The organism is Micromonospora sp. SD19 (assembly GCF_054462275.1).
Map to the genome: position 1 here is coordinate 1 of NZ_JBTLMN010000012.1, position 12747 is coordinate 12747.

Annotated in this window: 10 protein-coding genes and 1 tRNA gene; 2 read left to right on the forward strand and 9 right to left on the reverse strand. The window is 69.8% G+C overall.

Annotated elements, in window-relative coordinates:
• Positions 1 to 460: 460 nt before the first annotated feature.
• The 8 genes from polA to ACX27O_RS28925 all read right to left on the reverse strand — a co-directional run bounded on the left by polA (position 461) and on the right by ACX27O_RS28925 (position 10544).
• Positions 461 to 3160, reverse strand: a complete 2700-nt coding sequence (polA, locus tag ACX27O_RS28890) for a DNA polymerase I (protein WP_030334334.1) — start codon at positions 3158 to 3160, stop codon at positions 461 to 463.
• Between the two features lie 128 nt (positions 3161 to 3288).
• On the reverse strand, positions 3289 to 4002 hold the full coding sequence (locus ACX27O_RS28895; protein WP_030334337.1) for an ABC transporter ATP-binding protein: 714 nt from the start codon (positions 4000 to 4002) through the stop codon (positions 3289 to 3291).
• Positions 3989 to 4930, reverse strand: coding sequence for an ABC transporter ATP-binding protein (locus tag ACX27O_RS28900; RefSeq protein ID WP_036411954.1), 942 nt, complete (start codon positions 4928 to 4930; stop codon positions 3989 to 3991). Before ACX27O_RS28900 ends, ACX27O_RS28895 begins: the two co-directional genes overlap by 14 nt.
• The gene (locus ACX27O_RS28905; protein WP_030334340.1) at positions 4923 to 6101 is read right to left on the reverse strand and encodes a branched-chain amino acid ABC transporter permease; all 1179 of its coding nucleotides are present in this window, start codon (positions 6099 to 6101) and stop codon (positions 4923 to 4925) included. The genes ACX27O_RS28900 and ACX27O_RS28905 overlap by 8 nt, the downstream gene beginning before the upstream one ends.
• On the reverse strand, positions 6098 to 7081 hold the full coding sequence (locus ACX27O_RS28910) for a branched-chain amino acid ABC transporter permease (RefSeq protein ID WP_030334342.1): 984 nt from the start codon (positions 7079 to 7081) through the stop codon (positions 6098 to 6100). Before ACX27O_RS28910 ends, ACX27O_RS28905 begins: the two co-directional genes overlap by 4 nt.
• 67 nt (positions 7082 to 7148) lie before the next feature.
• Positions 7149 to 8300, reverse strand: coding sequence for a branched-chain amino acid ABC transporter substrate-binding protein (locus ACX27O_RS28915; protein WP_030334344.1), 1152 nt, complete (start codon positions 8298 to 8300; stop codon positions 7149 to 7151).
• A 366-nt stretch (positions 8301 to 8666) separates the two neighbouring features.
• Positions 8667 to 9854 carry a hypothetical protein gene (locus tag ACX27O_RS28920; protein ID WP_458940410.1) on the reverse strand — a complete coding sequence of 396 codons (1188 nt, stop codon included), beginning with the start codon at positions 9852 to 9854 and terminating at the stop codon, positions 8667 to 8669.
• Positions 9855 to 9920: 66 nt separating this feature from the next.
• The gene (locus ACX27O_RS28925; RefSeq protein ID WP_030334352.1) at positions 9921 to 10544 is read right to left on the reverse strand and encodes an ANTAR domain-containing response regulator; all 624 of its coding nucleotides are present in this window, start codon (positions 10542 to 10544) and stop codon (positions 9921 to 9923) included.
• Between the two features lie 83 nt (positions 10545 to 10627).
• Between ACX27O_RS28925 and ACX27O_RS28930 the strand changes: the two genes are divergently transcribed.
• A tRNA-Leu gene (locus tag ACX27O_RS28930) sits at positions 10628 to 10710 on the forward strand.
• Between the two features lie 116 nt (positions 10711 to 10826).
• Complete coding sequence (locus ACX27O_RS28935) at positions 10827 to 11492, forward strand: transcriptional regulator (RefSeq protein WP_247675102.1); 666 nt, start codon at positions 10827 to 10829, stop codon at positions 11490 to 11492.
• A 4-nt stretch (positions 11493 to 11496) separates the two neighbouring features.
• Here the strand turns inward: ACX27O_RS28935 and ACX27O_RS28940 are convergent, their stop codons facing one another.
• Positions 11497 to 12675 carry a trans-sulfuration enzyme family protein gene (locus ACX27O_RS28940; protein WP_358128161.1) on the reverse strand — a complete coding sequence of 393 codons (1179 nt, stop codon included), beginning with the start codon at positions 12673 to 12675 and terminating at the stop codon, positions 11497 to 11499.
• Between the last annotated feature and the right edge of the window lie 72 nt (positions 12676 to 12747).

The window sequence follows — 12747 nt, forward strand, 5'->3', positions numbered from 1 at the left end:
GGGGCGCGGGCGCGGGGCGCGGGCGCGGGGCGCGGGCGGGGGGCGCGGGCGCGGGGCGCGGGCGCGGGGCGCGGGCGCGGGCGCGGGGCGCGGGGCGCGGGCGCGGGGCGCGGGCGCGGGGCGCGGGGCGCGGGGCGCGGGCGCGGGGCGCGCGAGAACGGACCATGCGAGGCGGACGAGCGGTGCGGGCGGGGGCAGGCGCCCGGGGGCGCTCCGCGTGATCTATCCGGTGCCCACCCACGCCCAGTGCCGCGACCAGGGCAACCCGGTCAGGGTTCCGGGGCAGCCCGACCCACGCAGGGATCAAGCCTGACCGCCCGGAGTGGGTCGGGCTGCCCCGGAACCCCCACACCGCAACCACCCACGGATCCGCCAGCTCCGGCCGTCCCCGTCCACCCGGTCAGAGCGCGCCCGGGCCCAATCCCCAAACCGGAACCACCCGCAAGAACCAACGAGACGATCAGTGATCAGCGCTGTTCCAGTCCCGGCCCAGGCCGACCGACACCTCCAGCGGCACCGACAGCGGGTACGCCTCGCCCATCTCCCGCCGGACCAGTGCCTCCAAGGCCTCCCGCTCACCCGGCGCGACCTCGAAGACCAGCTCGTCGTGCACCTGCAGGAGCATCCGTGAGCGCAGCCCGGCCTCGCGGATCGCGGTGTCGACGTGCAGCATCGCCACCTTGATGATGTCGGCGGCGGAGCCCTGGATGGGGGCGTTGAGCGCCATCCGCTCGGCGATGTCACGCCGCTGCCGGTTGTCGCTGACCAGGTCGGGCAGGTAGCGGCGCCGGCCCAGGATGGTGGAGGTGTAGCCGTCCTGGCGGGCCCGGGCGACCACCTGCTGGAGGTAGTCGCGCACCCCGCCGAAGCCGGCGAAGTAGTTCTCCATCAACCCGCGCGCCTCTTCGGTGCTGATGCTGAGCTGTTGGGACAGGCCGAAGGCGCTGAGCCCGTACGCCAGGCCGTAGTTCATGGCCTTGATCTTGCGGCGCTGGTCGGGGGTGACAGCGTCGAGCGGAACCCCGAAGACCGACGAGGCGGTGGCGGCGTGGAAGTCGGCGCCGGAGTTGAACGCGTCGATCAGCGCGTCGTCCGAGCTGAGGTGCGCCATGATGCGCATCTCGATCTGGCTGTAGTCGGCGGTGAGCAGACTCTCGTAGCCCTCCCCCACCACGAAGGCCCGGCGGATGCGGCGGCCCTCCTCGGTGCGGATCGGGATGTTCTGCAGGTTGGGCTCGGTGGAGGAGAGCCGACCGGTGGCCGCCACTGTCTGGTTGAAGGTGGTGTGGATCCGGCCGTCGTCGGAGACCGACTTGAGCAGACCGTCGACTGTCGACTTGAGCTTGGCCACGTCCCGGTGGCGCAGCAGGTGGGCCAGCACCGGGTGCGGCTGCTGCGCGTAGAGCCACTGCAGGGCGTCGGCGTCGGTGGTGTAACCCGTCTTGATCTTCTTGGTCTTGGGCAGGCCCAGCTCGGTGAAGAGGATCTCCTGCAACTGCTTGGGCGAGCCGAGGTTGAACTCCCGGCCCACCGCCTCGTACGCGCCCTGCGCGGCGGCCTTCACCTCGGCGGCGAAGTGGGCCTCCAGCTCGGAGAGGTAGTCGGTGTCGGCGGCGATGCCGGTGCTCTCCATGGTGGCCAGCACCCGCATCAACGGCAGCTCCACGCCCGCCATGAGCCGGGCGGACTGCTCGCCGTCGCGGGACAGCTCGGCGTCGATCGCGTCGGCCAGGTCGAGAGTGGCACGGGCCTGGAGCATCAGGTTCTGCTCGACGACCCCTTCGTCACCGAGCCCGTCGAGGGTGAGCTGGCCGGACTCCGGGACGTCCACCCGCAGCTCCCGGTGCAGGTAGCGCAGCGCCAGGTCGGTCAGGTCGTAGGACCGCTGGTCGGGCCGGGCCAGGTACGCGGCGATCTGGGTGTCCCGGACGATGCCGGTGAGCTGCCAGCCGTGCGCGGCGCAGGCCAGCACTGCCGGCTTGCTGTCGTGCAGGACCTTGGGGCGCTGCGCGTCGGCCAACCAGCCGGCCAGGGCGGCCTCGTCGGTCGGGTCGAGCTGCGCCGGGTCGATCCAGGCCGCCGCGCCGCCGGCGGTGGCCAGCGCGAGACCGGTGATCGAGGCGGTGTGCCGGCGGTTGGGGCCGGTGTCGAGTTTGACCGCCAACCCGACCGGGGTGCCGGTCGGGACGTGCGTGCTCAGCCACCCGGCCAGCGCGCCGGGCTCGGTGAGCACCTCACCGGCCAGGTCGAAGCCGGACTCGGCCTCCGGCTCGACCGCCTCCAGGTACTGGTAGAGGCGGTCGCGCAGGATGCGGAACTCCAGGGTGTCGAAGACCTGGTGCACCGCCTCGCGGTCCCAACCCGTCCAGCGGGTGTCCTCGGGGAGCAGCGGCAGCTCCAGGTCGGAGACGAGTCGGTTGATCTCGTAGTTGCGGATCACGTCGGCGAGCCGCTCCCGCAGGCTGTCGCCGGCCTTGCCCTTGATCTCGTCGGCCCGGGCGATCACGCCCTCCACCCCGCCGTACGTGGTGATCCACTTGGCGGCGGTCTTCGGGCCGACGCCCGGGATGCCGGGCAGGTTGTCGCTGGTCTCGCCGACCAGCGCGGCGAGATCCCGGTACTGCTGAGGCGGAACGCCGTACTTCGCCTCGATCGCGGCCGGGTCCATCCGGGCCAGGTCGGAGACGCCCTTGCGCGGGTAGAGGACGGTGATCTGGTCGTCGACCAGCTGGAACGCGTCGCGGTCACCGCTGCTGATCAGCACCGACATGCCCTGGTCGCGGGCCTGGCAGGCGAGCGTGGCGATCACGTCGTCGGCCTCGAAGCCCTCCTTCTCGACCACCGGGATCTGCAGCGCGGCCAGGACCTCCTTGACCAGGCTGACCTGGCCCTTGAAGTCGGTCGGGGTCTCGCTGCGGCCGGCCTTGTACTCCGCGTACTTGTCGGTGCGGAAGGACCGGCGGGAGACGTCGAAGGCCACCACGATGTGGGTGGGCTGCTCGTCGCGCAACACGTTGATCAGCATCGAGGTGAAGCCGTACACCGCGTTGGTCGGCTGACCCGTCGTGGTGGAGAAGTTTTCCACGGGCAGGGCGAAGAAGGCCCGGTATGCCATGGAATGTCCGTCGACGAGAAGCAGGCGCGGTGTCGTAGCTGTCACGGCAGCGACTCTAGTCCGTCGCACCGACATCCCCGACCTTCGGCACGGGGTGCCGCAACGACTGCCGACCCGAACGCCGACGGCCGGCCACCCCCGCGAGGGGATGACCGGCCGCCGGCTCGGGTGGCTCAGGCCACGCCGAGGTACGCCTCCTTGACCGACGGGTCGTGCAGCAGGTCCTGACCGGACCCCTCCTTCACGATCCGACCGGTCTCCAGCACGTAACCGCGGTGTGCCCGCGACAGCGCCTGCTGGGCGTTCTGCTCCACCAGCAGGATCGTGGTGCCCTGCTGGTTGATCTCCGTGATGATGTCGAAGATCTGCCGGATCACCAGCGGGGCCAGCCCCATCGACGGCTCGTCGAGCAGCAGCAGCTTCGGTCGGCTCATCAGCGCCCGGCCGACAGCGAGCATCTGCTGCTCACCGCCGGAGAGGGTGCCACCGGCCTGCTTGCGGCGCTCGGCCAGTCGCGGGAAGAGGGTCAGCACCCGGTCCAGGTCGGCGGCGATGCCGGCGGAGTCCCGCCGGGTGTACGCCCCCATGTCCAGGTTCTCCATGACCGTCATACCCGGGAAGATCTGCCGTCCCTCCGGCGACTGGCACAGCCCCCGGACCACCCGCAGGTCGGCCCGGAGCTTGCTGATGTCCTCGCCGTTGAACGTGATCTTCCCGGCGGCCAGCGACCGGGTCCCGGAGATGGCCCGCATGGTGGTGGTCTTGCCGGCGCCGTTCGCGCCGATCAGGGCCACCACCTCACCCTCGTTCACGGTGAGGCTGATCCCGTGCAGCGCCTCGATCCGACCGTACGCGACGGCGACGTTCTCCAGCTCAAGCAGCGTCATCGGCGGGCTCCCCCAGGTACGCGGCGATCACCTTCGGATCGCGGCTGACCTCCGCGGGCGCACCCTCGGCGATCTTGCGGCCGAACTCCAGCACCACGATCCGGTCGGTGACACCCATGACCAGCCGCATGTCGTGCTCGATGAGCAGCACGGTCAGGCCCATGTCCCGGATCTTGCGGATCAGGGTGAGGAGTTCCTCCTTCTCCGCCGGGTTGAAGCCGGCGGCCGGCTCGTCCAGGCAGATCAGCTTCGGCTCGGTGGCCAGCGCGCGGGCGATCTCCAACCGACGCTGGTAGCCGTACGGCAGGTTGCGCGCCTCGTCGTTGGCCCGGTCGGCGATGCCGACGAACCGCAGCAACTCCAGCGCCTTGGCCTCGGCCGCCCGCTCCTCCAGGATGTGCCGGGACAACCCGAACGTCTTGGCGAACGTGCGACGCGTCTCCTGCCACGTCCGCTGGATGCCCGCCTCGGCGGTCACCTGCGGCAACTCGTGCGGCTTCGGCTTCTTCCGGGGCACCCGGAAGAGCGCTCCGGGCACGCTGGTCTTGTGCCGGGAGTCGGTGCCGACCATGACGTTCTCCAGTGCCGTCATCTCCGGGAAGAGACGGATGTTCTGGAACGTACGGGAGATGCCCAACTGGCTGATCTGATGCGGCTTGCGGCCGGTCACCTTCTGGCCGCGGAACCGGACCGCACCGGAGGTCGGCTTGTAGACCCCGGTCATCACGTTGAAGCTGGTGGTCTTGCCGGCGCCGTTCGGCCCGATGAGGCCGAGGATCTCGCCCTCGTAGATCTGGAAATTGATCTTGTCAAGGGCGACCACACCACCGAAGCGCAGCGTGACGTCGTCGACTTCGAGCAGTACCGACCGGGGCCCCGGCTGGGCCGGGATCTTCGGCGCGGACGTGCTGGTGGTCTGGTCAGACATGAGCGGGCGCCTCCTCTGCCTCCGCCGCGCGATCCTTCAACTCGCGGGCTCGCCGCCGGCTCGGGATCAGACCCTGCGGACGCAGGATCATCACCAGCACCATGGCCAGACCGAAGACCAGCCACCGGTAGTCGGCGAAGTCCCGGAACCGTTCCGGCAGGTACGCCAGCAGCACCGCGCCGAGCGAGACACCGAGCATGTTGCCGGAACCGCCGACCACGACCATCGCGACGAAGAGGATCGAGAGGTTCGCGTTGAACTGGGTCGGGTCGATGAACGCGTTACGGCTGCCGAAGAGGAAACCGGACAGGCCACCGAGCGCCGCGCCCATGGCGAACGCCCACAGCTTGAACTTGAACGGGTACACGCCCATCACGGCGGCGGCGTCCTCGTCCTCGCGGACCGCGAGCCAGGCGCGACCGACCCGGCTGTGCTCCAGCCGACGAACCAGGATCACCATCAGCAGGACGAAGGTGATCGCCAGCCAGTACCAGGGCTTCGCGTCGATCAGACCGAAGACCTTGTTGTCCGCCGACGGCGGACCCTCCGGACCCGGAATTGCCGAGATACCGACCGGACCGTTGGTGACCCCGGTGGCGTTGCGGGCCACGATGCGGATGATCTCACCGAAGCCGAGCGTGACGATGGCCAGGTAGTCACCGCGCAACCGAAGCGTCGGCCAACCCAGCAGCACACCGGAGATCATCGTCAGCACGATCGCGAGCAGGAGGCAGATCCCCCAGGTCACCGCCCAGGTCGGCGGCAGGTCGAACTCCTGCTGGATCCACTTGACGACCGGCGAGTTCACCGAACCGAACAGCGCCACGCTGTAGGCGCCGATCGCGAAGAATCCGATGTAGCCGAGGTCGAGCAGGCCGGCGAGGCCGACCACCACGTTCAGGCCGATCGCGACCAGGACGTAGATGGCGCAGACGAAGAGCACGCCCGCCCAGTTGTTGCCGCCGGCGATCGAGTCGGTGCGGAGGTTGTTCAGACCGGGGATCATCAGACCACCGGGCAGCTTGCCCAGGTACGGCAGGGTGTAGACGAAGACGAGCAGGGCGGCCACGCCGATGGCCTTTTGCCACTTCGGCAGGGCCCCCCAACGGTCGCCGATCGAGGTCAGGAAACCGACCCGGCGGCGATCTGCGGAGCGAATCTTGTCGATCATGCGCGGGCCCTCCCGAGCGACTCACCCAACAGGCCGGTGGGCCGGAACATCAGCACCACGATCAGCACCACGAAGGCGATGACGTCCTCCCAGTTGGACGCGAAGAGCGTCGCGCCGTAGACCTCGACGATGCCGAGGAAGAGGCCACCGAGCAGCGCACCGCGCAGGTTGCCGATGCCGCCGAGCACCGCGGCGGTGAACGCCTTCAGACCGAGCACGAAGCCGATGCTGTTCTGGGTGAAGCCGAACCGCATGCTCCACAGCAGCGCGGCGGCGCCGGCCATGATGCCACCGAGCACGAAGATCAGCATGATCACGCGCTCCTGGTTGACGCCCATCAGCGCGGCGGTCTCCGGGTTCTGGGCCACCGCACGCACACCCCGGCCGTAGCGGGTGCGGTTGATGAACCAGTCCAGCAGCGCCATCATCGCCACGGCCGCGACGAAGACGATCAGCTGGATGTTCGTGATCGCGGTGTTGCCGATGGTGAACAGGGTCTCCTGCTGGATGATCGTCGGCATACCGATGATCTGCCGGGGCCGGCCGAACACATCCGGCAACGCGCCACCGAGCAGCTTCGGCAGCACCTGCCCGAAGAGCTCCACGAAGACCAGTGACAGACCGATCGCGGTGATCAGGAAGATCAGCGGCGGCGCGTTCTTGCGCCGCAGGGGCCGGTACGCGACCCGCTCGAGCGCCAGGGCTGTGCCGCCGGAGGCGACCGCCGCGACGATCAGACCGAGCACCAGGAAGAGGATCGCCTGGCCGATGGGCGGGTTATTTTGCACGCCGAGTTGGTTCCACAGGATCAGCACCGCGAAGGTACCGACCATGAACACTTCGGAGTGCGCGAAGTTGATCAGGCGAAGGACGCCGTAGACGAGGGTGTAGCCAAGGGCGATCAGGGCATAGATGGCGCCCTTGGACAGGCCATCGACCGTGTGCTGGCCGAGATGGCCGATCAGTTCATCGAAATGCACCGGGGGTCTCCTTGAATCGAGTGCGGCCGGGGTGAGACACCCCGGCCGCACTCCATTGCGTGGGGCGTCAGCTGAGCTTGAGCTCCTGCAGCGCCTCGATGGCCTCGCCCTTGATCTGGTAGGCCCAGATGACGACCTTGGTCGGGTCAACGTCACCCTTGGCGTCGAACTTGATGTACTTCGACACACCCTGCTTGTCGTACGACTTCACGAACGCCAGGATGTCCGCCCGGGTCTTCTTGCCAGCCTTGAAGGCGTCCAGGTAGATGGTGGCGCCGTCGAAGCCCTCAGCACCGTAGGAGCCCGGCGGGATGCCGAACTTCTTCTGGTAGTCAGCGGAGAAGGTGCCGCCGGCCTTGTCGGCCGGGAGGCACGGGCAGGTGATGATCGCGCCCTCGGCGCCACCGGAGGCACCCTTCGGGAACGCGGTGTCGTAGAGACCGTCCGGGCCGACGAACTTGGCCTGGACACCGGCGGCACGCATCTGCTTCACCAGCGGAGCGGCCTCACGGGTGTAGCCGCCGTAGAAGACGAAGTCCGCCTGAGCGGCCTTGATCTTGGAAACGGTGGCGTCGAACTGCGTCTGCCGCTCCTGGATCTTGTCCTTGTTGACGACCAGCGGGCCGAGCTGCTTGCCCAGCTCGTCGGTGATGCCGGCGCCGTAGGCGCTGGCGTCGTCGACCATGAAGACCTTCTGCGCGTTCTGGGTCTTCAGGTAGCTCGCCACCGCGCCGGCCTGCGTGCCGTCGTTGCCGACCACGCGGTAGAAGGACGTGTTGCCCTTCTGGGTCAGGTCGGTCCGGGTCGCGGACGGGCTGACCATCGCCAGGCCCGCGGCCTGGTAGATCGGCATCGTCGCGTCCGACTCACCGGAGAAGTGACCACCGATGACACCGAGGAACGAGTTGTCCCCAGCGATCTGGTTCGCGAACGGGGTCGCCACCGCGGGGTCACCCTGGGTGTCGAACTCCTGCATGGTGACCTTGCAGTCCGGGTTCGCCGTGTTGAACTGCTCCACGGCGAGCTTCGCGCCGTTCAGCGACGGGATCACCAGACCCGCGTTGTCACCCGTGAACGCGCCGAAGATCGCGATCTTGCCACCGCAGTCGCCCGACGCGGTCCCACCGTCGCCGCCACCGGAATCCTGGCAACCAGCCGCGACCACCAGGGTCGCGGCGAGCGCTACGGTGCCCAGCGCCCGTACATAGCTTCGCCTCACGGCTTCCTGACCTCCTCGAGATGCGGACGCGGCTGACCCGAAGCGACGGCGACAGCAGCAGACCCGCAATTCCACCCACCCCGCAGGGACGCCCCCTGCGTTACGGCTCGTGATGGCGGAGCGTACCGACACGACATACCGTCCCGGAAGGCCTGAAGGCGGGGTCTGCGAAACCGTTACGAAGACGTGGGCAATCATGTCGATGTCCGTAACAGGTGAATCCGCCGGACGGTCCTTAAAACCACGCCCGGTCGACGTCCAGCAGCGCCCACCCCGCCCGCGCGAACCCGACGAAAAGCCGACTGACCTGCGCAAACGCCCGCTCGGGTCAGCTGCCGGGGTGAACCCTCACCGCACCGGCGGCGATCAGGCGCCCAGGCCGGTCGCCGACCACAGCCCGGCCCGGGTGCCGTCGTCCGCCGCCAACCACCACCGGTCACCCACCGCCATCAGCGTCACGTCCCGGTCAACGCCCGCCGGCACATCGAGGGGCATCGTCGCCTCCCGCCACGAACCACCCCGGTCGGTCGACACCCACACCGAGTGCCGTGCCCCATCCGTCACCGCGGCGAACAGACTGCCGCCGGACGACACCAGCGAGCCCACCCCCGGCACCCCGGCCCCACCCCGCCGCCCGAACGCGCCGCCAGCCACCCAGCCCGACGCCTCCTGCCGCCACGCGCCGAACGTCCCCCCGCGCAGCCCGACCGCCACCGGCACGCCGTCGACCAGCACCACCCGCTGCAACTCCTCGTACTCCGGCCCACCCGGCAGCACCGTGCGCCGCCACGACCGCCCGTCCGGCGACGACCACACCGCCGGGTCACGATCGATCCGGCCAGCCGGCAACAGGCCACCCACCGCCAGCCACCCCGACGACGTCGCCACCGCGTCGAACGCCCAGGTCACCCCCGCCGCGTCACTGGCCAGCTCCGGTGCGCCCTCGACCAGCGCGAACTCCGCCGCGGCCGGCGACGCCACCCAGGACGCCGCACCCGCCGACCGGTTACCGACGATCAACCAACCCGGCGGGCCGGCCGTCAGCCGGGACACGTTCACCGCCGTCGGCCCGCCGTACGTCTCGAACGGCGCCTGCACCTCGACCAGAGCGCCGTCGGCCACCTGCCGCCACGTGCTCACCCGCGGGTAACCGTGCGCACCGCCGACCTTCGCGCCGATCAACGCCACCTGCCCGTCCCGGCAGGCCGCCGACAGGAACACGTTCTGCCGGCCGTAGTAGGAATCCGGACGCACCGGCAGCACGCTCCACGTCGTACCGTCCACGCTGGTCCAGGCCGCCGGGCGGGTGCCACCGTCGGCGTCCACGACACCACCGACCACGAACCACCGGCCCGCGCACGACGCCGCGTCCCGCACCAGCGGACGACCCTCGCCACCCGGCGGCGTCGGCAACGTCAGCGGCTGCCAACCCGGCCGCAGCGGCGGCGCCGGGGCCGTCGTCGACCCCGCGCCGCTCGGCGCGGCCGGCCCGTCGCACCCGGCGAGCAGCAGCGCGAAGAGGCCGAACACCGCGATCACCCGTCGGACGGACACCCGTCGATGCTAACCAGCAGAGCCCGCACATGGTGGCCCGGCACGGCCCGGCGTCGCCCGGACCGCTCAGACGGTCGGCTGCTGCGACACCTCGCCACCGGCGGTCTCCGCGAGGATTCGCTCGGCGACCTCTTTCATGGTCATCCGGTGGTCCATGGCCGTGCGCTGGATCCACTTGAACGCCTGCGGCTCGGTCATCCCGTAGGTGGTCATCAGCGCGCCCTTGGCCCGCTCCACCGACTTACGGATCTCCAGGCGGTCGGTCAGGTTCGCGACCTCCGCCTCCAGGGCCGCGACCTCCGAGTAACGCGACAGCGCGATCTCCACCGCCGGGACCAGGTCGCTCTTCTGGAAGGGCTTCACCAGGTACGCCATCGCGCCCGCCGCCCGCGCCCGCTCCACCAGATCACGCTGGCTGAACGCGGTCAGAATGATCACCGGGGCGATCCGGGCGCCGGCGATGCGCTCGGCGGCGGCCAGCCCGTCCATGATCGGCATCTTGATGTCCAGGATGACGAGATCGGGCTTCAGCTCCTCGGCGAGGCGAACGGCTGTCTCACCGTCGCCGGCCTCCCCCACCACCTCGTAACCCTCTTCGACCAGCATCTCGGCGAGGTCCAGCCGGATCAGCGCCTCGTCCTCGGCGATCAGTACGCGCCTGCGCTCGGCATCCGTCGGCGTCTCAGCCACCAGCCCTACCCCCACCATCGATCACTGCACGGCTACCACCCATGCTCCCGCATGAGAGTAGTCGGGTACAGTAGGCGCCACCCGCCGGGATGGTGGAACGGCATACACGGAAGTCTCAAACACTTCTGCCCGAAAGGGCTTGCGGGTTCGAATCCCGCTCCCGGCACTCTTGTCATACGCCTGTTCGACGATGTGGACGTGCATCCACCGCAGATGCGGGCACAGGCCCGCGCGCTCCGCGTTCGCGGACACAGCATTCATTCCGTAGCTCGGAAGCTGTCGTTGCCGTACGCAACCGTCTGGCACTGGTGCGTCGATCGACCCGAACCGGTGCGGCGCGGCACGGAACTGCGCTGCTTCCGATGTCGGCCGGATGTCGACAATCCGACCGACCCCGGGGCCTACGCCTACCTGCTCGGTCTCTACCTGGGCGACGGCCACCTGGTCACGACGGCGCGTGTTCCGGTGTTACGCATCTACTGTTCCGATGCCTGGCCCGGACTGATCGAGGCGTGCGACGTGGCCATGCGAGCCGTGTTGGCCTCCAGGGTGCAACGGATCCAGAAGCAGGGTTGCGTGGGCGTGCAGAGTTACGGCCTCCACTGGCCCTGCCTGCTCCCGCAGCACGGTCCCGGCAAGAAGCACGAGCGACCGATCGTCCTCGCCGACTGGCAACGGCCGATCATCGAACAGCACCCCGGCGACTTTCTGAGAGGGCTGTTCCACTCCGACGGCTGCCGGGTCGCCAACCGGGTGACCGTGCGCGGCAAGGCGTACGTCTACCCGCGCTACATGTTCGTCAACGAGTCGGCCGACATCATGGGGCTCTGCCAGTGGGGCCTCGACCTGCTGGGCATCGCCTGGCGGATGAACCGGCGCAACTCGCTGTCGGTGGCCCGGCGCGCCGCGGTCGTCACCCTGGACCGCCACGTCGGTCCGAAGTCTTGACCGGTCAGGCGATCGTGTCGAGGGCGTGGGCGAGGTCGGCGCGCAGGTCCTCGGGGTCTTCCAGACCGACCGAGAGGCGCAGCAGGGCGGCGGCGGGTTTGGCGTCGCCCTCGACCGGCCGGTGGGTGAGCGAGGCCGGGTGCTGGATGAGGGTGTCCACGCCGCCGAGCGAGACCGCGTGGGTGATGAGCCGGCAGGCACCGGCGACGGTCGCGGCGGCGGGCGCCCCGCCGCGTACCTCGAAGGCGAGCAGGCTGCCGGGTCCGGTCATCTGCCGGCCGACCAGCGCCGCCGGGTCGTGCACCGAGGGGTGGTGCACCCGGTGTACGGCGGGGTGGTCGGCGAGCCAGCCGGCGAGTTTCTCGGCGGTGGCCTGTTGGGCGCGGACCCGCAACGGCAGGGTCTGCAGGCCACGGTGCAGCAGGTAGCCGCCGAGGGGGTGCAGGATCGCGCCGGTGACCGCGCGGACCTGGCGTAGGCGCACGGCCCAGGTGTCGTCGCAGGCGACGACGCCGGCGAGGACGTCGCCGTGCCCGCCGATGCTCTTGGTGGCGCTGTGCAGGACGAGGGTGGCGCCGTGGCGGGCGGGCTGTTGCAGCACGGGGGTGGCGACGGTGTTGTCCACCAGCAGTGGGATGTCGCCGGCCGCGGCGGCGAGGGCGGCGATGTCGACCAGGTCGAGGGTGGGGTTGGCGGGTGTCTCGACGATGATCAGTGCGGTGTCGGGGCGGATGGCGGCGGCGACCTCGTCGGGGTGGGCCCAGGTGACTGTGGTGCCGAGCAGGCCGGTGGCGAGGATGTGGTCGGTGCCGCCGTAGAGGGGTCGGACGGCGACGACGTGCCGGCGGTCGTCGCGGGCGGCGGCGAGCAGGGTGGCGGTGAGGGCGGCCATTCCGCTGGCGAAGGCGACGGCCTGGGCGGTGCCCTCCAGTTCGGCGAGGGCGCTCTCGAAGCGGGCGACGGTGGGGTTCCAGAGCCGTTGGTAGACGGCGCCACCTTCGGCGGGGAGGGTGCCACCGGTGGCGAGCTGCTCGTAGGCGTTGCCGCCGTCGTCGACCGAGGGCAGTGGGTTGGTGGTGGACAGATCGATGGGCGGTACGTGCACGCCGAGGGTGCGGAGGTCGTCGCGGCCGGCGTGCACGGCCCGGGTGTCCATCGGTGTCATGGCGGTAGCGTCGAACATCTGATGCTATGACGGCAATAGTTCGGAAAACTATTCTGTGAAAAGCTCTTGTTTCGGCAGAGAATTCGGCAA